This window comes from Ruegeria alba (assembly GCF_022321465.1).
GTDB lineage: Bacteria > Pseudomonadota > Alphaproteobacteria > Rhodobacterales > Rhodobacteraceae > Ruegeria_B > Ruegeria_B alba.
Window position 1 is genome coordinate 33,643 of the sequence record NZ_JAKOEM010000025.1, and the last position, 19,490, is coordinate 53,132.

The 19,490-nt window shown below is 64.0% G+C and carries 19 protein-coding genes; 6 read left to right on the forward strand and 13 right to left on the reverse strand.

Features of this window, described 5'->3' with window-relative positions:
- Positions 1–2 precede the first annotated feature (2 nt).
- From MB818_RS19400 to MB818_RS19415, 4 genes are read right to left on the reverse strand one after another with little or no spacing between them, the layout of a single operon-like run.
- Positions 3–1,277, reverse strand: coding sequence for a bifunctional folylpolyglutamate synthase/dihydrofolate synthase (locus MB818_RS19400; RefSeq protein ID WP_234163832.1), 1,275 nt, complete (start codon positions 1,275–1,277; stop codon positions 3–5).
- Positions 1,274–2,218, reverse strand: a complete 945-nt coding sequence (gene accD / locus MB818_RS19405) for an acetyl-CoA carboxylase, carboxyltransferase subunit beta (RefSeq protein ID WP_234139072.1) — start codon at positions 2,216–2,218, stop codon at positions 1,274–1,276. The genes MB818_RS19400 and accD overlap by 4 nt, the downstream gene beginning before the upstream one ends.
- A gap of 58 nt (positions 2,219–2,276) precedes the next feature.
- Positions 2,277–3,167, reverse strand: a complete 891-nt coding sequence (locus tag MB818_RS19410; protein ID WP_234139071.1) for a CPBP family intramembrane glutamic endopeptidase — start codon at positions 3,165–3,167, stop codon at positions 2,277–2,279.
- A complete protein-coding gene (locus MB818_RS19415; protein WP_238906103.1) occupies positions 3,160–6,276 on the reverse strand; it encodes an ABC transporter transmembrane domain-containing protein in 3,117 nt (1,038 codons plus the stop codon). The genes MB818_RS19410 and MB818_RS19415 overlap by 8 nt, the downstream gene beginning before the upstream one ends.
- Before the next feature lie 249 nt (positions 6,277–6,525).
- Here MB818_RS19415 and MB818_RS19420 point away from each other — a divergent pair, with 249 nt between their 5' ends.
- Both MB818_RS19420 and MB818_RS19425 read left to right on the forward strand, forming a co-directional pair.
- Positions 6,526–7,287 (forward strand): DUF6478 family protein, encoded by a 762-nt coding sequence (locus MB818_RS19420; RefSeq protein WP_238906105.1) that lies wholly within the window; start codon positions 6,526–6,528, stop codon positions 7,285–7,287.
- A gap of 11 nt (positions 7,288–7,298) precedes the next feature.
- A complete protein-coding gene (locus tag MB818_RS19425; RefSeq protein ID WP_238906107.1) occupies positions 7,299–7,676 on the forward strand; it encodes a hypothetical protein in 378 nt (125 codons plus the stop codon).
- 92 nt (positions 7,677–7,768) lie between these two features.
- Here MB818_RS19425 and MB818_RS19430 read toward each other — a convergent pair whose 3' ends face one another.
- The 4 genes from MB818_RS19430 to MB818_RS19445 all read right to left on the reverse strand — a co-directional run bounded on the left by MB818_RS19430 (position 7,769) and on the right by MB818_RS19445 (position 12,336).
- Positions 7,769–9,100, reverse strand: coding sequence for a S41 family peptidase (locus MB818_RS19430; RefSeq protein ID WP_234139067.1), 1,332 nt, complete (start codon positions 9,098–9,100; stop codon positions 7,769–7,771).
- Between the two features lie 6 nt (positions 9,101–9,106).
- Complete coding sequence (locus tag MB818_RS19435) at positions 9,107–10,243, reverse strand: murein hydrolase activator EnvC family protein (protein ID WP_234139066.1); 1,137 nt, start codon at positions 10,241–10,243, stop codon at positions 9,107–9,109.
- Positions 10,240–11,757: a 2,3-bisphosphoglycerate-independent phosphoglycerate mutase gene (gene gpmI, locus MB818_RS19440; RefSeq protein WP_234139065.1), complete on the reverse strand. Its 1,518-nt coding sequence runs from the start codon at positions 11,755–11,757 to the stop codon at positions 10,240–10,242. Before gpmI ends, MB818_RS19435 begins: the two co-directional genes overlap by 4 nt.
- A gap of 84 nt (positions 11,758–11,841) precedes the next feature.
- The gene (locus MB818_RS19445; RefSeq protein WP_234139064.1) at positions 11,842–12,336 is read right to left on the reverse strand and encodes a c-type cytochrome; all 495 of its coding nucleotides are present in this window, start codon (positions 12,334–12,336) and stop codon (positions 11,842–11,844) included.
- A 148-nt stretch (positions 12,337–12,484) separates the two neighbouring features.
- Between MB818_RS19445 and MB818_RS19450 the strand changes: the two genes are divergently transcribed.
- Genes MB818_RS19450 through MB818_RS19460 form a run of 3 tightly spaced genes read left to right on the forward strand, consistent with a single transcriptional unit; the run spans position 12,485 to position 14,034 of the window.
- Positions 12,485–13,180: an ArsR/SmtB family transcription factor gene (locus MB818_RS19450; protein WP_234139063.1), complete on the forward strand. Its 696-nt coding sequence runs from the start codon at positions 12,485–12,487 to the stop codon at positions 13,178–13,180.
- Positions 13,165–13,653: a YqfO family protein gene (locus MB818_RS19455; protein ID WP_238906109.1), complete on the forward strand. Its 489-nt coding sequence runs from the start codon at positions 13,165–13,167 to the stop codon at positions 13,651–13,653. Before MB818_RS19450 ends, MB818_RS19455 begins: the two co-directional genes overlap by 16 nt.
- A gap of 30 nt (positions 13,654–13,683) precedes the next feature.
- The gene (locus MB818_RS19460) at positions 13,684–14,034 is read left to right on the forward strand and encodes a DUF2794 domain-containing protein (protein ID WP_234139061.1); all 351 of its coding nucleotides are present in this window, start codon (positions 13,684–13,686) and stop codon (positions 14,032–14,034) included.
- Positions 14,035–14,118: 84 nt separating this feature from the next.
- Here the strand turns inward: MB818_RS19460 and smpB are convergent, their stop codons facing one another.
- The 3 genes from smpB to dmdC form a co-directional block, all read right to left on the reverse strand.
- Positions 14,119–14,595 carry an SsrA-binding protein SmpB gene (gene smpB, locus MB818_RS19465; RefSeq protein ID WP_234139060.1) on the reverse strand — a complete coding sequence of 159 codons (477 nt, stop codon included), beginning with the start codon at positions 14,593–14,595 and terminating at the stop codon, positions 14,119–14,121.
- Positions 14,596–14,660: 65 nt separating this feature from the next.
- The gene (gene dmdD / locus MB818_RS19470; RefSeq protein WP_234163823.1) at positions 14,661–15,464 is read right to left on the reverse strand and encodes a methylthioacryloyl-CoA hydratase; all 804 of its coding nucleotides are present in this window, start codon (positions 15,462–15,464) and stop codon (positions 14,661–14,663) included.
- Positions 15,465–15,522: 58 nt separating this feature from the next.
- Positions 15,523–17,289, reverse strand: coding sequence for a 3-methylmercaptopropionyl-CoA dehydrogenase (gene dmdC, locus MB818_RS19475; protein WP_234139058.1), 1,767 nt, complete (start codon positions 17,287–17,289; stop codon positions 15,523–15,525).
- Positions 17,290–17,405: 116 nt separating this feature from the next.
- On the opposite strand from dmdC, the gene MB818_RS19480 reads away from it, so the two are divergent.
- A complete protein-coding gene (locus MB818_RS19480) occupies positions 17,406–18,440 on the forward strand; it encodes an AraC family transcriptional regulator (RefSeq protein ID WP_234139057.1) in 1,035 nt (344 codons plus the stop codon).
- On the opposite strand, the gene MB818_RS19485 is transcribed toward MB818_RS19480, so the two are convergent.
- Both MB818_RS19485 and MB818_RS19490 read right to left on the reverse strand, forming a co-directional pair.
- Positions 18,404–18,913, reverse strand: a complete 510-nt coding sequence (locus MB818_RS19485) for a GAF domain-containing protein (protein ID WP_238906111.1) — start codon at positions 18,911–18,913, stop codon at positions 18,404–18,406. The two genes, MB818_RS19480 and MB818_RS19485, sit on opposite strands and share 37 nt — an antisense overlap.
- 366 nt (positions 18,914–19,279) lie before the next feature.
- The coding region (locus MB818_RS19490; protein WP_238906113.1) for a hypothetical protein at positions 19,280–19,490 on the reverse strand (211 nt) is incomplete at its 5' end.

Consider the following 19,490-nt stretch of genomic DNA (forward strand, 5'->3'; position numbering starts at 1 on the left):
CCTCAGCCGTTTTCGCGCAGGATGTTTCCGGCCAGATAGAGCGAGCCGCAAATCAGGACGCGCGCGTCGGGTTCCACAGCGACGATGCGGGCAAGCGCGGTGGCCACGTCCGGTGCGGTGCTTGCGGTCAACCCGACCGACTGGGCGGCGGCGGCGGTCTGTTCGGCGCTCAGCGTGTTTGCCTCGCCCGGGATCGACACCGCCGTGAGGCTGCCCGCCTGGGCGCTGAGCGGGCGCAGATAGCCGGTCACGTCCTTGGTGTTGAGCATGCCGCAGATCAGGTGGGTGGGGCGGCCGGGCCGGCTGGCCAGCAGAGCGGCCAGCGCGATGCCGGCGGCCGGGTTGTGACCGCCGTCAAGCCAGAGCTCGGCCTGGGGCGCGGATTGAACCAGCGGGCCGGTTTTCAGCCGCTGCATCCGGGCGGGCCAATGCGCGCGGGTGACGGCAGCCTCGCAGGCGGCCTCACCCAGGTTCAGGTGACGCAGCGCCGCCAGCGCCGCGCCGGCATTCTCGATCTGATGAGCGCCCAGCAGGTTGGGTAGCGGCAGGTCACACAGGCCGGTTTCATCCTCGAATACCAGGCGGTCGCGTTCCTGGCGCACATGCCAGTGCTGGCCATGAGCTAGGACAGGCGCACCAAGCCGGGCGGCGGTGGCCTCGATCACCTCCAGCACCTCGTCGGGCTGGGGGCCGACAACAACCGGAACGCCGCGCTTGATGATCCCGGCCTTTTCACCGGCGATCTTGGCCAGCGTGTCGCCGAGATACTGTTCGTGATCCATCGAGATCGGGGTGATGATCGACAGTGCCGGGCGCGCGATCACATTGGTGGCGTCAAGGCGGCCGCCAAGACCGACCTCGAGCAGCGTGTAATCGGCGGGCCTGCGGGCAAAGGCCAAGAGGGCCGCGCAGGTGGTTATCTCGAAATAGGTGATCGTTTCGCCGCCATTGGCGGCGTAGCATTCGTCCAGAACCGCCACCAGGTCGGGTTCAGAAATCAGCTCTCCGGCCACCCGGATGCGTTCGTGAAACCGGGCCAGATGCGGCGAAGTATAGGCATGCGCACTCAACCCCGCGCCCTCGATCCCGGCACGGATCATCGCCTGGGTCGAGCCTTTGCCATTGGTTCCGGCGATATGGATCACCGGTGGCAGACGGTCTTGCGGGTTATCCAGCGCAGCCAAGAGACGCCAGACCCGATCCAGCGTCAGGTCAATGATTTTGGGGTGCAGCGCCATCATCCGCTGGAGGATGAGGTCGGAACCGGGATTGGTCATGATTTGGACGGTTTCGCGGTCTGGGCAGGCTGTTCTTCGGCTTTGGCGGGCGTTGCCGTCTCGGGGGCGGGCAGGTCGCCGCGCACCGCAGGCGGCAGGTTCAGCAACATGCGGGTGACGGTGATCAGCTCTTCGCGCAGGTCGGTGCGCTTGATCACCCGGTCCAGCATGCCGTGATCCAGCAGGTACTCGGCGCGCTGAAATCCTTCGGGCAGTGTTTCACGGATGGTCTGTTCGATCACGCGCGGCCCGGCAAAACAGATCAGCGCGTTGGGCTCGGCGATATGCACATCACCCAGCATGGCATAGGACGCGGTCACCCCGCCCGTGGTCGGATGGGTGAGTACAACGATATAGGGCAGGCCCGCTTCTTTCAGCATCTGCACCGCCACGGTGGTGCGCGGCATCTGCATCAGGCTCAGGATGCCCTCTTGCATGCGGGCGCCGCCAGCGGCCGAGAACAGGATCAGCGGGCGCTTCAGGTCGACCGCCTTTTGTGCCGCCGCGATGATGGCGTTGCCGACATACATGCCCATGGACCCGCCCATGAACGAGAAATCCTGTGCCGCGGCCACGATTGGCGTGCGACCGATCTCGCCGGTGGCGACCAGCATCGCTTCTTTCTCGCCGGTCCCTTTCTGGGCCGCCTTCATCCGTTCGGGATATTTCTTCTGGTCGCGGAAATGCAGCGGGTCGGCGACCGGCTCGGGCACCTCGACCTCGGTAAAGATGCCGCCGTCAAACAGCGCCTGGAACCGGGCGCGCGGCGTAATCTGCATGTGATGACCGCATTGGGTGCAGACATTCAGGTTATCCGCCAACTCGCGGTGGAACAGCATCGTTCCGCACTCGTCGCATTTCTGCCAGAGGTTCTCGGGCACTTCGCGCCGGGAGAAAATCGAGTTGATCCGCGGCCGGACGTAATTCGTGATCCAGTTCATGTGGACTCCCCGTGATGCTGCACCCGCGTCAAATAAGGTGATGTGCGCGGAAATGCAATCAGCGTCGCAAGGCGAGCCGGGCCAGCAGCCAGGTAACGAACATGGTGGCGAAATCGACAGCCAGCCAGACGCGCAGATGCTCGGTATCGGCCATCGAATAGGGCAGCATATAAAGCGACAGGCCCGACAGGCTGTCGGGCAGCGAGACGATCAGCAAGGCGATCATGTTGTTGAACAGATGCAGTGCGACCGCTGGACCCAATGTCCCGGCCCGTGCAGTGATATCGGCCATCAGGATACCAAACACCCCGGACCACAGCGCGATTGGCAGCGCGTTGGCGCCTGCCTCTTCGGGCAGATAGTGACCAAGGGCAAAGAGGACCGAGGGCAGCACCATCCAGATCAGCGCCGAACGAAAGCGCGCCGCCAGCGCCTGTTGCACATAGCCTCGAAACAAGACCTCCTCTGCTCCGGTCTGGATCAGCAGCGCCAAGATCGACAGCGGCAGCAACAACAGCCAACGCCCCGGCGGCAGGTTTTCTTTCAGCGGCGCGCCCATGTCATAGGGGGGCAGGATCAAGAGCAGCGCCCCCAGCACCAGCAGCAAGCGAAACACTCGCCAGAACTGTTGCAACGCCAGACGAGGCGGGCCGATGATACCCAGCGGTGCGCGGTGCTGAAACAGCCGTGCGGCGATTCCAACGCCCAGGATGACAAAGCCGAAACTGGCCAGCAGCACCAACAGCCCATCGGCCGTGGTGCCACTGGTGAAGCCGGCAGACCATTCTGGGCTGGCGAGCATGTTGACCAACCCGTAGAGCACCATATTGGCGCCCATCACGATGACCCCGATGGCGATCAGCCCGGCGATCAGTCGCCACAGTTCGGGCCGGGCCCGCCCCGGCGCGACCAGTTGTTCATGCGGGGCATAGGTGCGGCGATCAGGCATCGGGCTCCTTCCCGCCGTTCGGGAGCGGTGCCGGGCGGAGCGATTGGCCGGTGAAGTCGGTGATATTGATCCGTGCCGCGCGCAGGATGTCGCCGGCTTCGACCAGATGTCCTGCCACGGTTTGCAACAGATGCAGCGAGACACCGGCATCGTGTTCGATGACGGCGCGAAACTCCTCGGCACCGATACGCAGGAACCGGCTTTCGGTTTCGGCGATCAGGTCCATCGGGCGCGGCTGGCGCGTGATGATAGACAGATCGCCGATCAGTCGGCCCGGTTCGATCAATGTAATGGGCCGCTCGCCCGGTGCATCCTCGGGCCAGCGCAGCGCGGCCCGACCCGACAGACAAAGATATGCGGCGTCGGCGGTCTGTCCGCTGGAAAAGATGACCTGTCCAGCCTGCGCCCGATACCATTGCGCCGAAAAGGCCAGTAACCGCTGGTTGCGGGCATCCAACCGCGCAAAGAGCGGTGTCGCGGCGATGATCTTCAGTTTGCGGTCCAGATCGGCGGTGGCACCGGCGGCAAGGTCTGGCTTGGCCCTGGTCACGCCGTCGATGCGGCCGTGCTTGATCTCGACAAAGAGGTCGTAGGCTTCGGGATTGGCGAAACTGTCTTCCATGAAGATCATGATGGCACGGGGCAACAACTCGCGCAGCCGCTGCCTTGTCCGTAGGCGGCTTTCGGAGTCGTGGCTGGCCAGCGCATTGTCCAGTATCAGGATATCGGGACGCTTGATGCTGGCGCGGGAAAACGCGGCGCGCTCCTGAAACACCGTTGGCAGGTTGGCGCCGCCCAGACCGGCGGGCATGTCATAGATCAGCGCGGCAATACGGCGGCGCAGTCCCGCCTCGGCCAGCACTTCGGCGACCGTGTCCTCGATTGCTTCGGCCTGGGCGCCCGCAACAATCGAGACCCGCCCGAAAAGCGCGTTTTCCAGAACCGTCAGCCGGGGGATATAGACCTGTGGATCCACGGCGACGAAATCGCTGCCCACAAGCGTGCGCAGACGGCCGGCACGGTCGCGGCGGATGGCAAGGATCTTGTCCTTGTACTCCTCGGGGAAGGCGGGGCCGATCTGCTCGGCGGTCAACAGAAATGGCACGGTCATCAGCTGAGCGCGTTCCTCGTCGGACAACGCCTCGACGCCGCCGGAGGCGTGGCGGTCGGCAATGTCGAGCAGGCGCAGATAGACCGCGTCCTCCATACCCATGCGCCGGAACAGCGGGTGCTGGGTCCCATCGCGCCCAAAGGTCTGGCGCAGGGTTGCCACCACACCCAGCGCCATTTCCATTGCCTCGTCGGCCAGACCTTCGTCCCGCAGCATCTGGATGAAACGTCCGTCACCGATCAGTTGTTCTTGCGATATCTCGCGCGCCGGGGCGGCAAAAAGCAGGTTGCCCCCCAGCGGGACCGCAGGGTTGAAACGGTCCGGGTCGAACCGGTGTACCATCGCGGCCAGCCCCCGTTCAGACAGGCGGCGCGCAACGATGTCGCGCTGGGCGACGATCTCGGCGGTGAGGCTTTCATGCAGGTGTGGGTCGATCCGGCTGCGCAGGGTGCGGCGGAACATGTATTCGTCCAGGCCCATTGCCTCGACCAACTGGAACCACCAATCGCGGATCTGGTCGCCGTCGGTGAGCCCGGCGAGGCTCGGGTCGATCCAGTCGACATCCAGCGTATCGCCACTGTTGCCGGCCTGGACCGCCTCGACCAGCCGGCGGTCCGGCCGGGTGGGCGCCAAGGGGTCGGTCTGCGGCCGGGTGCGCAGCGGCATCAGCAGGTTGTCACCCAGCGTGCCGTCGAACAGATACGGGCGCGAATGGGCATAGCCGATCCGGGCTGCGATCACCGTCTGGTGCAGCGTGCTGAGTGGATGGCCCGAGATCACCACTTCGCCCCTGCTGGGCAAGATCTCGCGCGTCAGGAGCTGTGCAAGAGCCGCCCGCTCGGCGGGCCGGTCCGACCGGATCGCCACCCGCGCACCGGGCGGGATCGTCAGGTCGATATCTTCGAGGATGGTGTTGCCGTCCTGATCATGCACGGTCACGTCGCGCAATTCGATGGCGCCGGTCAGACGCGGAACCTCGTCGGGTTCGCCGTCGAAGAGTGCCGCTGGAATCATGCCCTGGGGAGCAAAGCGTTCGGTCACCACCTGCCAGCGCAGCGACATGTCCTGCACTTGGTTGTAATAGGTCAGCAACTCTTTCCATGGGCTGGACAGATCCTTGTAGGCCGCCAGTGCCGCCACCAGCGCACCCACGGTGATCTGGCCCTTGATCGCCAGATAGCCACCCACCGAATAGAACAGGAACGGGGTCATCTGCGAGATCAGGTTGTTCAGGAACTTCATGAAGAATTTCTTCTGATAGATCCGGAACCGGATATCGTAGAGCCGCCCCAGCCGGTCGGTGATCTGCGCCAGCCGATAGCGCCAGCCACCATTGGTGCGCAGATCGGCGATACCGGCCGCGCTTTCTCCGATTTCGGAACTCAGGCGGCGCACCTGCTGGATGCGGGCCTTGTTCAGCAGGTTGATTTGCCGCTGCAGGCGCGGGATCAGCCAGGCCTGAAGCGGGATCAGCGCCACCGAGGCCAGCCCGAACCAGACATTCTGCATGAACAAGAAGGTCACGATGGTCAGCATCTGGCCGGCCTGGAACACCGGTTGCGCCACCGCATCCCCCATCAGACCGCCCATCGGCTCGGCCTCGGAGGTGATCATCGACACCAGTTCTCCCTGACTGGTGGTCGTGTAGTAAGCGCGCGGAAAGCGCATCATCCGCGCGATCAGCTGATAGCGCAGACGGCGCAGCATCCGCTCGCTCAACACCCCTTTCATGGTGTTGATCTTCATCTTCATCAGCCCGCTGAGGACCACCATCGCGAGAAAGGCAAGGCAGAGCGCGAACAGGTACTCGATCTGGCTCAGTTCGACGCCCCAAAGGTCGATCCGGTCAACCTGTGCGCCGATGGCATCGTTGATGATCCGCTTGGGCAGTTCGAGCGTGGCGTAAAGAAAGGGAAAAGAGATCACCGTCAGCGCCAGCAACGCAATCTGCTGGCGTTTCGAATGTTTCCAGATGAAGGAAAACAGACTGGGCTCCATCACCCACCTCTTGCCGCGGCTGACCCTGAACGACATTTATGCCGACTATGCGACCCTGGCCGCCCTTTGGACGGTAAGCACTGACCGGCCCGATTACAAGGTAGCCCCCGCGAGGGGCCGCCGCGGCTGGACGGCGAATTGTTTCCATAACAAGAAATTTTCCCAAGGGATCGAGTTATTGGGTTTATTTAGTTAACATCCTTTCGCTAAACAGAGAAAACAGCGCGACACCAATAGCGGCGGACGGGAATGGGCAGGGTTCTGGACAGATTGTTTCATCTGCGGGAGATGCGGCGCTGGCGCCGGGCGGCCCGCAATGCGCTGTCCACCCCCTTGTCCGAGCTGCGTCGCCAGCGCAACCGGGCGCGCGACCTGCGCACCCATCTGGACCGGCTTATCAACGTGGCCGACGGGCGGCTGGCGCTGCCTCTGATCGGCTCGTCCTTCTTTCCCAAGCCGCATGGGACCGACTGGTCCTGGCGTCCCGAGCTGTGGCGAGGGCCGCTGGCATCACCGGGTCTGTCCTCGGTACCGACGCGGTCGACCCTGGGGGGCGAGGTGACGCTGTTTCATGATTGCGAATTCTCCGAGCTGACCCTGCGCCAGCTGCGTAACCTGCGTGAGGCTGACCTGGCGCCCTACGGGTTGCGCATGGATGTGTTCAAGTTCGACGGTTCGTTCCTGTCGCTGGTGATCGACCTGCCTGATACGGCGACAGAGGAGATGACGCGGGCGCATCTGCTGCGGGTCGATACCATCATCGAAAGCGAGAAACCGTTGGAGATCTTTGCCCGTCTCAACATCCGCCACGGCCCCAATACCGAACAGATCGTGCGTGAATTGCCGTTGCACGAACAGGATGTGATGGTGGAATTCGATCTGGCCTATTCGCGGCTGAACGAAAAACGGATCGAGAAGATCTGGCTGGACCTGATCTTTGAAGCGCCCGAGATGAATCAGGTCATTCTGCGCGACCTGACATTCTGCCGCCATCGGCGCGCGGCCCTGTGAGAGGTGACAGAATGAGCGACCTGACCCTGACCAAGATCCGCCTGCGCAACGGTGTGTGGGAGGGGCGGCTGACCGGTGCCCCCACAACCGGCAAACGCCCCAACATCCTGGTCACCCATCTTGATCTGCCAGTCCCGGATGTGGAGCTGGTGGAGGGCACCGACAGCAGCTTCTGGACCCTGACGATCCCGGTGCCGGACTATGCCGTCGCCGATGGGGTGCAAACCTTTCTGATTGTCGATGGCGAAACCGATACCAAGCTGGCTGATTTCACTCTGATCGCCGGTGAATCCGTTCCCGATGATCTGCGCGCCGAGGTGGAACTGCTGCGTGCTGAGCTTGACATGCTCAAGCGCGCCTTTCGCAGGCACTGCCTGGAGACAAGTTGACCCCAGCACACAGCTGCGCATTCGGTAGGAGCCTAACCGAAAACGGCCGCACACCGGAAGGTGATGCGGCCGTGATGTCTGGTCCGCTCGGATCAGTCTGCCGGGGCGAACGCCGAGAGACCTTTGAGGATGTCGATGGCATAGGCCAGCTGATAGTCCTCTTGCCGCAGTTCGGCAGTAGCCTCGGCCTTGGCGCGGTCTTCCTCGATCTGGCGGATCTCATCCTCGCTCAGGCTGTCATTGTTCAGGCGTCCGCGCAGATCGGCCTCCGAGCGCGAGCGCGGCGTGACCCGCTCTTCCTCGGCTTCGGGTTGGCGGCGCGGTTGTTCGACCACGATGTCGGGGCTGACACCCAGCGCCTGGATCGACCGTCCCGACGGCGTGTAGTAGCGTGCGGTGGTCAGGCGCATGGCGCCGTCACCACGCAGAGGCATCACCGTCTGCACCGATCCCTTGCCAAAGCTCTTGGTCCCTACCACGATGGCGCGGCGATGGTCCTGCAAGGCGCCGGCCACGATTTCCGAGGCCGAGGCCGAACCGCCATTGATCAGCACCACGACCGGCTTGCCCTGGGCCAGATCGCCAAGTGTGGCGTTGAACCGCTCGCCGTCTTCGGGGTTGCGACCGCGCGTAGACACGATTTCACCGCTGTCGAGGAAGGCATCCGATACCTTGATCGCCTGCGTCAGCAGACCGCCGGGGTTGTTGCGCAGGTCAAGCACGAAGCCGTTCACCTTGTCGATGCCGCCCGCGGCTTCGACCTGCTTGGCGAGCCCCTCTTCGAGGTTGGGATAGGTCTGGTCGTTGAAGGTGGTCACGCGCAGCACCACGCTGGTGCCCTCGGTGCGGGCGCGCACGGCGGTGAGCTTGATGGTGTCGCGGATGATCGAGACGTCGAACGGCTCGTCCTCGCCCTCGCGCACCACGGTGATCACGATCTCGCTGCCCACCGGTCCGCGCATCAGGTCGACCGCCTTGTCCAGGGTCAGGCCCAGCACGCTTTCGCCATCCACATGGGTGATGAAATCGCCCGCCTCGATCCCGGCCTCATCGGCGGGGGTGCCGTCGATGGGCGACACGACCTTGACGAAGCCTTCTTCCTGGGTGACCTCGATACCCAGGCCGCCGAACTCGCCTCGGGTCTGCACCCGCATCTGCGCCGCGTCATCGGGCGAGAGATAGCTGGAATGCGGGTCGAGCGAGGTGAGCATGCCGTCAATGGCTGCCTCGATCAATTCGCCTGCATCGACCTCTTCGACATATTGCGCGCGGATACGCTCGAAAATGTCGCCGAACAGGTCGAGCTGCTCGTACACGTTGGAATTTGCCTTTGCCTCTTGTGCGACCAGCGGTCCGGCGACTTGGGTTGTGGCGATGATCCCTGCCAGAGTCCCGGCCAGTCCGGCCAAAACGACTTTTTTCATGCTCGTCTATCCATCCTTGTCGGTTTGGAACCACGTTTCCGGGTCCACCGGGCTGTCGCCCTCTCTGACCTCTATATAGAGCGTTTCTGATCGCTCTGTACCAGAGCCATCACCGCTTGTTGACAGAATCGCGCCGATTTCCTGCGTTGCACCGCCCATCAGGCCCACAGGCGTACCCGCCGGAACCACCTCACCCGCTGCGCCATAGACCTCTTGCAGGCCGGAAAGCACGATCAGCAGATCAGGCTGCGGTTCAAGGATCACGACATTGCCGAGATCAAGCAGCGGGCCACGATAACGGATCGTCGCGGCGGTGGGCGTGGCGACCAGCGCGCGGGGACGGGTCGCCACGATGATTCCCTCTCGCGTGATACCGGCGGCATCTGCCTGTCCGGCACGGCGCAGCAGAACCCCCTGTACCGGGAGGGGAAGCTGGCCCTTCAGGGCCGAGATATCAGCCGAAGAGGCGGCGATCTCGCCATCGGCGATCTCGGACAACCCGCTGGCGAACCCTTCGAGCGTTTCGGTGGACGAGACAAGGATGGCGGTGCGGACCGGGTCCTCTGTGAACCGCCGCGGCAGATCGGTGCGGTCGGCGATGGCCTGGCTCAGCTCTGCCCGCGCCTGTTGGATGCCGGTCAACCCCTCTTGCAGGGTGCTCGCGGCGTTCTGTTGCAGCGTGCGCAGGGTTCGCACCTCGGTCAGGTCACGCGCCAGCGCGTTGGCGCGGGCCTGCAATTCCGGGGTCATCTCGGCCAGGGTCATCGCCGAACGCGCGGCACCCAAGGGGCCCGACGGGTGCAGCATCAGCACTGGTGGCGGCGCGGTTTCGATGGTTTGGAGTACCCCGAGAAGCTGCGCCACCTCACCCTCGCGTGCATTCAGTTCCGCGGCCAGTTGCCCCTCGCGGACCGATGCGCGGCGCAGCCCGTCGCGCATTGCGGCCAGCCCCGCCTCGTAGGCCTGTACGGTGCCGGTCAGGGCGCGTACGCGGTCGCGCGCGCTTTCCGCCTCGGCCAGCGCGACCGAGGCCTCTTCGAGCATTCGCGCCGCCGCCTGTGCCGCCTCGGCAGGGTCACCTTCGGCCGGGGCCATGGTGGACCAGAGCATGAGAGACAGCAAAAGCGCGGTTTGGCGGATCATGTGATCAGGCTCTCTCCGGTCATTTCGGGCGGTTTGGGTAGGCCCATCAACGCCAGCACGGTGGGGGCCAGATCGCTGAGCCGCCCATCGCGCAGGGTCGCGCCCTTCGGGCCGCCGACCAGTGCCACCGGCACCGGGTTCAGCGTGTGGGCGGTATGGGGTCCACCGGTTTCGGGGTCGATCATCATCTCGCAATTGCCGTGATCGGCGGTGACGATCATGGCGCCGCCGGCCCGTTCCAGCGCGTCGATGACCCGGGCCAGGCCCTGATCCACCGCCTCGCAGGCCTTGATCGCGGCTTTCAGGTCGCCGGTATGGCCGACCATGTCGGGATTTGCGTAATTGGTGACGATCAGATCATAGCCCGCGCCGATCGCCTCGACGAACTTGTCGGTCACCTCGGGGGCGCTCATCTCGGGTTGCAGGTCATAGGTCGCCACCTTGGGCGATTTCGGCATGAAACGATCCTCGCCCGGTTCCGGGTCTTCCTTGCCACCGTTGAGGAAGAAGGTGACATGCGGATATTTCTCGGTTTCGGCCAGACGGAACTGGCGCAAGCCGTGTTGCGCCACCCAGGCGCCCAGCGTGTTGACGATGTCGCGCTTGGGAAACACGGTGGTCATATAGGCATTGTGGCCGTCCGAATACTCGACCATGCCCAGCAGCGCCGACAGCGCGGGGCGGGGCCCGGTGTCGAAATCGGCAAAGCCCGGCTCGCCGATGGCACGCAGGATCTCGCGGGCCCGATCCGCGCGGAAATTGAGGCAGAACAGGCTGTCGCCATCCTGCACCCCCTCATAGCCGGTCAGAACCGATGCGGTGATGAATTCGTCGGTTTCCGACTGGTTATAGGCGTGGTCGATGGCCGAATGGGCAGAGGTGACGCGACGCCCCTCGCCCTTGATCATCGCGTCATAAGCCTCCTGCACGCGCTCCCAGCGATTGTCGCGATCCATCGCGAAATAGCGCCCGGTAACAGTGACGATGCGGGCGCCCTGGGGCAGGCGGTCTTCCAGCTCGGCCATATAGCCGTAGGCGGATTTCGGGGCCACGTCGCGCCCGTCCGTTATGGCGTGCAGGGCCACCGGTACCCCGGCCTCGGTGATTGCCTGCGCTGCGGCGACGATATGGTTCAGATGTCCGTGTACACCGCCATCCGAGACCAGCCCCATCAGATGCGCGGTGCCGCCCGAGGCCTTGGTCGCGCCGATGAAGTCGCGCAGGGCGGCATTGTCGAAGAACGAGCGGTCCTCGATCGCCAGGTCGATCTGTCCAAGGTCCATGGCGACCACCCGGCCCGCGCCAATATTGGTGTGTCCCACTTCGGAATTGCCCATCTGGCCGCTGGGCAGGCCCACATCCGGACCATGGGTGATCAGCCGGGCATGCGGCCCTGTGGTCATGATCGTGTCGAATGTCGGGGTCTTTGCCAGATAGGGCGCGTTTGCGGTCTTGTCGTCGGACAGGCCCCAGCCATCGAGAATGCACAGGACGACGGGTTTGGGGGCGCTCATGTTCGGACTCCGGCAACTGCTCTGGCTGCCTTCTATCCTGTGCCCGGCGGGGGGTGAACCGTCTTTTTCCGCGCAGTCGGGACGTTAGCGTTCACGGCGATAACGTCGGTGGCAGGCCAGACATGTGGCCATCAGATCCGGCAGGCTGCGGCGCAGCGCCGGAAGAGTGTTGGGACGCAGGTCGCGCGCGGCGCGCGCGGCGGCCTGGGCCAAGGCGGAAAACTGGCCCCAGTCCTGCCAGATCAGGCTGCGCGCGCGGCTGTGCCTGTCCATATGAGGTTCCGAGAAGCGTTCGGGCAGCGTATCGAGCACGTCGACCAGATCCGCCTGCGCCGCGCGGGCCGTAGGCCGGTCAAAACGGCGGCGCTGGGCGATCATGTCCATCAGCACCCCAAGCGTTGCCTTGGCCTGGCGCATGGTGGCCTGACGCGCGAGCACCGCCTCGTCCCGGACCACCGGCTCATCGGCGCCCAGAGGCGGCAAACCCGAAAGCAAGGGCAGGCAGACCAGCAGAGCGCCCAACAGGCACAATCGCCTGAAGAGACGGCGCAACATATCGGTCTGGATCGGTCGGGGCATGCGCCAGCCCTTTCTGCCTGTTGGCTCTGTCGCGGCTCCAGCATCGGTGAGGCAGGTTACCGGGCAGTTAAACCTGGCGAATTCCCTCAGCCCGCTGGCGAAGCGTTTTTGCTGTCGGGCCTGCCGTGCTTGCGGCTAGTCTGTTCGCATGACCCTGACACCCCGTCTCGATATCCTGGGCGCCGCCCTTGCCGATTCCAGCCGCGCGCGCATGTTGTGCGAACTGATGGACGGCCGTGCCTATACCAACAAGGAACTGGCCGGCGCCGCTGGCGTCACCCCGCAGACCGCCACCGCGCATCTGCGCCGGCTGGAGGAGGCGGGGCTGATCCAGGCCACCCGCAGCGGGCGCTGCCTGTATCACCGGATTGCCGGGCCCGACGTGGCCGAGGCGCTGGAAACCCTTTCGGCGCTGGCGCCCAGCGATCACCTTTATCGCGCGCAACAGCGCAAGGGCGCGCGGCTCAAGATGCTTGAGGCGCGCAGCTGTTATGACCATCTTGCCGGGCGGCTGGGTGTCGCGATTACCCAGGCGTTGCTGGATCAGGGCGATCTTGTGCCGGACGGGGCGCAATACCGGGTCGTTCCCTCCGAGCGTTGGGGCAAGCTGGGCGTGACCCTCACCGGGCGCGCGCCGCTGGCACGGCCCTGTCTGGACTGGACCGAGCGGCTCTCACATGTGGCGGGGCCGGTGGGGCGCGAGATGCTGTCTCATGCGCTGGCGGCGAATTGGCTTCGGCGTCTCAGGGGTGAGCGCGGGTTGGATGTGACACCCGCCGGTGCAGCAGCGTTGCGCCAGATCCTCGGCATCAGGTGGGAAGGCGGAACATGCTGCCGGCACTGACATCCCACCGCTTCACGACCCAGACAGGCTGGCGGGTGCTGGTGCAGGTGCCCGAGCCGGATTGCCCTAGGGTGATCGCGGCGGTAATCGCCCAGGACCCGCTGGTCTGGGGCGACTATGACCGGGTGAGCTTTGCCGCCCCGGGGCAACAGAGCTTCCGCTCGCTGCCCGGCGGCGCCAATGCGCCCACCGCCGATGCGGTGAGCGTGCCCTGTCTGGAGCTTTCGTTCTTTCTGTCGGGGGATGCCGCTCGGCTCGAGGCAGTGCTGAACGCGATCTATCATGTCCACCCCTATGAGGAGCCTGTGGTTCTGGTGGTTCCGGCTCTGCGAACCTGTCATATCCGGGGCCTGGACGAGGATAATCCGAACCGGTTCTGGAACCGCGAGGCGGCTGACTGGGTGCCGGACACACATCGCCGCGATGTGGCCGGGTCACCCCAATCACACGGAACTGTGTCGCGACAGGCTTGATTTGCCCGCGATTTCCGGCAAGCTGGGCGTATGAACATGTCGCCTCCCAGCCCGTTCTCTGCCGGTCAGGCCCCGGCGCAGGTTGCCTTTGACAGACGCGAAATGGCCGTCATCCTTGGTCTATACGGGCGCATGGTTGCTGCGGGAGAATGGCGCGACTACGGCATTTCGATGCTGAGCGACATGGCCGTATTCTCTGTCTTTCGACGGACTGCCGAACATCCCCTTTACCGGATCGAGAAACGTCCGCGCCTGCGCAACCGTCAGGGCATGTACGCGGTGGTTGGAATGGACGGGCAGGTGCTGAAACGGGGGCAGGACCTGAAATCGGTGCTGCGGGTGCTGGAGCGCAAGCTGATCCGGGTGGTCAACCCGGACTGATTATTCTGCATTCGAGCCGGGGATGCCTCCGGCGGGAGTATTTGCGACCAGAAAGAAGCGTCTCAGCTTTTGCCTGCGTGGCGCCTAGGCGTTGTCTTTGAGCAGGCGCTGTTTCTGCCGGTTCCAGTCGCGCTTGGCCTCGGTCTCGCGCTTGTCGTGGATCTTCTTGCCCTTGGCGATGCCAAGCTTCATCTTGGCGATGCCCTTGTGATTGAAATAGAGCACCAGCGGCACCAGTGTCATGCCCTTGCGCTGGGTAGCGTTCCACAGATTGGCCAGTTCCTTGCGCGAGACCAGCAGCTTGCGCCGCCGCCGTTCCTCGTGCTTGAACATCTTGGCCTGCTCGTAGGGCGGGATATAGGCGTTCACCAGCCACAACTCGCCGTTTTCCACAGCGGCATAGCTGTCGGCGATGTTGGTGCCGCCCGCACGCAGCGCCTTGACCTCGGACCCCTCCAGAATGATGCCGCATTCGAGATCGGACTCGATCGCGTAATCGAACCGTGCCCGCCGGTTTTCGGCGATCACCTTGTAGTTGGGGTCTGAGTTCTTCTTGGCCATGGGGCGCAGATGTAGGCGGCTTGGGCCGCCCTTGCAAGCGCGCCTGTGTGCAAGGGCGGCTGGTTTCAGCTGTTGGGGCGCACGCGCGCTGCGGTCTTGTTGGCGAATGCCTCCAGCCGTTCGCGGGCGGCGGGCTGGGTGTTGACGATGCCGCCGACATAGGCCTCGGCATAGGCGGCGTCCAACCCGGACATGTTCTGCATGTGGCTGATCGCGGAACAGATGGCGAAGTTGGTCAGCGGCAGGTTGCCCGCGATCTTGTTGGCCAGTTCCATCGCCATGTCAAAGCTCGACCCTTCGGTGATGTATTGTGCCAGACCCAGATCGGCGGCCTCTTGTCCCTGATAGACACGACCGGTCAGGATCATGTCGATCATCCGATATTTGCCGATCATGTCCGACACGCGGATCGTGGCGCCGCCCCCGGTAAAGATACCGCGCTGGCCCTCTGGCAGGGCGAAATAGGTGCTCTGGTCCATCACCCGGATATGGGCGGCGCTGGCCAGTTCCAGACCGCCGCCGACAACGGCGCCCTGAAGCGCGGCGATGATCGGCACACCGCCATATTCCATCTTGTTGAACGCCTCGTGCCAGCGCAGGCAGACATGCATGAAATCGTCCGCGCTGCGGTCGGCCTTCCAGTGTTCGACAAGGTCGAGACCGGCGCAGAAATGATCGCCTGCACCGGTCAGCACCACGGCGCGCACGCCCTTGCGATGAGCCGTGCTGAAGAAGGTGACCAGCTCTTCGATGGTGGCGACATCCAGTGCGTTGCGCTTGGTCGGGCGGTTCAGCGTCACGATGCAGACGCCATTGTCGCGCAGGTCGAGGTCGAGGTTGGTATAGCCGGAGGTTACATCCTGGGTCACGGGCATGTCCTTTCGAATGGGGTCTGGCCCGGTTTGCGGGCCGGTATCGGGTTCTGGATCAGAGTGTTGCGGTCAGCAGGCTGTCGCCGGTGTCGGTGATGCGGCTGTGCTCGGCGGCACATTCGACCAGCACCTGCTGGGCAAAGATATCGGCGGTGGCGATCTTGGCCTGCAGGAATTCGGCATCGCCGCCCTTGGCCAGTTCGGCCTCGGCGGCCAGCGCCGACAGGCCAAGCTGCCAGCCTGTGGCCAGATTGCCGGTCAGCATCAGGAAGGGCACGCTGCCGGCATAGGCGCGGTTGGGGTCCTGCCCGGCGGTTGCCAACAGATGGTCGAGGCTGGCGGTAAAGGCCAGGCGAGCCTCGGCCAGGCGCTGGGCGATCCGTTGCGCTGCCGCGCCACCGTTGGACAGCTCACCCTCGGTCGCGGCGATCATCTCGGCAAAGCGGCGCGCGGTACGGCCGCCATCGCGCAGCACCTTGCGACCCAGCAGGTCATTGGCCTGAATGGCGGTGGTGCCCTCGTAGATCGGCAGGATGCGGGCATCGCGATAGAATTGCGCCACGCCGGTTTCCTCGATAAAGCCCATGCCGCCGTGGATCTGGACACCCAGCGAGGCGACCTCGACCGCGCGCTCGGTGCAGAACCCCTTGACCAGCGGCACAAGGAATTCGGCCATGGACTGCGCCTCGGCACGTACCGCTTCGGGTCCATGTTCGGCCAGGTCGAGCCAGCCACCGGTGGCAATGGCCAGCGCGCGGCCACCCTCGGTCAGGGCCCGCATCCGCAGCAGCATCCGGCGGACATCGGGGTGCTGGATGATCGGCACCGCATCCTGGGCCGAGCCGTCTACGGGTCGGCTTTGTACCCGGTCACGGGCATAGGACAGCGCATGCTGATAGGCGCGTTCGGCAATCGCAACACCCTGCACACCCACCGCATAGCGGGCCGAGGTCATCATGATGAACATGTAGCGCAGGCCGCTGTTCTCCTCGCCCACCAGATAGCCGGTGGCATTGTTGTATTCCATCACGGCCGTCGGGCTGGCGCGCACGCCCAGCTTGTGCTCCAGGCTGACGCAGCCCAGCGTGTTGCGCAGTGCGGTCTCGCCGCCCTCACCTTCGAGCAGTTTGGGAACCACGAACAGGCTCAGCCCGCGCACCCCTTCGGGCGCGTCAGGGGTGCGGGCCAGTACCAGATGCACGATGTTTTCCGATAGGTCATGTTCGCCAAAGGTGATGAAGATCTTGGTGCCGCTGATCGCATAGGTGCCGTCATCCTGCGGTACCGCCTTGCAGCGCACCCGGCTCAGGTCACTGCCCGCCTGCGGCTCGGTCAGGTTCATGGTACCCGACCAGCGCCCGGTGATCAGCTTGTCGAGATAGAATGCCTTTTGTGCCTCGGACCCGGTGATCGACAACGCGTCGATGGCGCCGTTGGTCAGCAGCGGGCAGAGGCCAAAGCTCATGTCGGCGCTGTTGACGATCTCGGTCGCGGCGGCGCCAACCACCTTGGGCAGGCCCATGCCGCCATGTTCGGTCGGGTGGCTAAGGCTTTGCCAGCCCATTTCGACGAACTGGTCATAGGCGGCCTTGTAACCCTCGGGCAGGACGACCCGGCCATTTTCCAGCCGCGCACCCTCGGTGTCGCCGATGGTGGAAAGGGGGGCGATCATCTCGGCGCAGAAACGGCCGAACTCTTCCAGCGCGGCGCGGGCATCGTCCAGCTCGATCTCGGAATAGGGTTGCAGCGCTTCGACCTGTGGCCATTGCGAGAGGTGTTCGATGGCGAACATGATGTCACGGACCGGCGCCTGATAGGTCATTCCCAATTCTCCATTCCTGTTTCAACGTGCCAGCTAGAGGAGCCGAAACTTGCGATCAACGTCATTGTGAGACAAATTCCTTTCCAATCGCGCCAAACCATTGAGGGGCCCGGACCATGCGCAGACCGGATACCGCCAGCCTGGCGACCGTGTCGCAGCCGTTTATCGAGGATTGGCTGTCGGCGTTGCGCCGCTGCTCGGCCGAGGCCGAGATGGCCAGTTTTCTGGAGCGATCGGGGCTGGGGGCGATCCATGACCAGCCCGGCGCGCGGGTGACGCTGGACCAGATCGTGCGCCTCTACAAGATCGCCGCTGTCGAGACCGGCGACGAGATGACCGGATTATGGAGTCGCCCGATCCGCCATCGGACCTTGCAACATCTGCTGGCCACGGTGCGGGAAAGCGGCTCGCTGCCCTCGGCACTGCACCGGTTTTCGACCTTCTGGAACCTGCTTCTGGATGATTTCCAGTTCGAGTTACGTACCGGCGCTGCGCAGATCGACCTGATGCTGCTGCCGCAGGGCGATGACCAGGTGCAGCGCTTTGGTCACATGCTGATCCTGAAACTGGCGCACGGGCTGCTATCCTGGCTGGCCGGGCACGAGGTTCCGGTGCGGGCGGTGCATTTCGCCTTTGACCGCCCGAGCTTTGCCCAGGATTATTCGGTGATCTTTCCCGCACCGGTGCATTTCGACGCTTCGGCCTCGGGCCTGTCCTTTGATCTGGCGCAACTGTCGCCGCCACAGACACGCAGCAGCGCCGAGATGGATGCCTTTCTGGCGCGGGCGCCGCGCGACTGGATCTTCACCAGCTATCACGAGCACAGCCAGTCGTTGCGGGTGCGCGCCTTTCTGTTTCGTTCCGACTGGGTCGGCTGTTCCCTGTCCGACACGGCGCAGGCGTTGGGCATGAGCAGGCGCACCCTGACCCGGCGGATGGAAGAGGACGGAACCAGCTTTCAGGCGATCAAGGACGCGCTGCGCCGCGACATTGCCATCCGCGACCTGCGCGAGGGCCGCAAGAGCATCGAGGAGATCTCGCAGGATGTGGGGTTCTCCTCGGCGGCGAATTTTCACCGGGCGTTCCGCCGTTGGACCGGTTCGACCCCCCGCTCTTACCGGTCGGGGGCTGAGCGGGCCAGCACGGTATAGACGGCAAGCGCCGCCATGGCCGGCAAGAGCAGCGTGTCTTCGATCCGTGTCAACGTCTCGACCGGATAGCTGTGCGCCCGATCGAGCAGGTTCACCGTCGCAACCGTCCGCCCACCCAGCACGATGGGCAGATTGACCACCGCGTCGCATCGAAGGCGGGCAATCAAGGGCTGATCGGGGAAGACGGCGGCAATCTCGGCGGCAGTGTTGGCGACAAAGCTGTTCTGTTCTTCTATCACTTGCCGGAACCAGCCATCCCGCGTCACGGGCTTGCGACCCGAAACCGGATCACTCTGGGGCATGTTGGAATAGACCCGCAGCGCCTGACCGGCATCAAGGTCGATCAGCGTGATCGTGAACAGCCGGGCCGGAGCGTGGGATTGCGCAAGTCGGCAGAGCGCGTCCAGCGCCCCGGTGCCATCCGCCGCCAGGGCCAGGCAGTTGGCGAAGGTCCGAAGGTCTGTCTCTATCATGCAGTTGCTCATTCCCGATGCAGGGACCTGTGAAGGATGTCAGAGCAGTGGTTAGGGGCGATTCCAGCCCGGGTCACGTGATATGCCCTGATGACCTGACTGAATCGGCGACTCGATTCACGACCCTTCCTCCGGGCAAATGGTGGCGCTCTCATGATGGACCACTATATATAGCGTACACCTTGAAAATTCTGCCGGGCACCGGACCACACGGGCGACTGTGGATAGGGTCAGCAGGCTCTGCAGCGCTATTTGCGAGTAAGATAAGTAATTGAATTAGATGTAAAAAATAAGATATTTGCCTGTTTTGTGAGATTTTTGTGAAATTGGGGTTGCGGGTCCCGGGAGGAGAACGTAGATAGCCCCTCACCGGCGCTGCTGAGGCAGGGTTGGACGGAGCGAGCGGCCTCGGCCACGGACTTCGAAATAAAAAAATGAGGTGAGGTCGACGCGGTTTGCGCCAAAAAGATTTGGTGCTACGTGTTGGTTTTTTGTCTCGCGCTGTTTGACATTGATGGATGACTGAAGAGATATGTGGGCGGTTTGGTTCGTTTCGACGGATTGATCGTCTGTATAT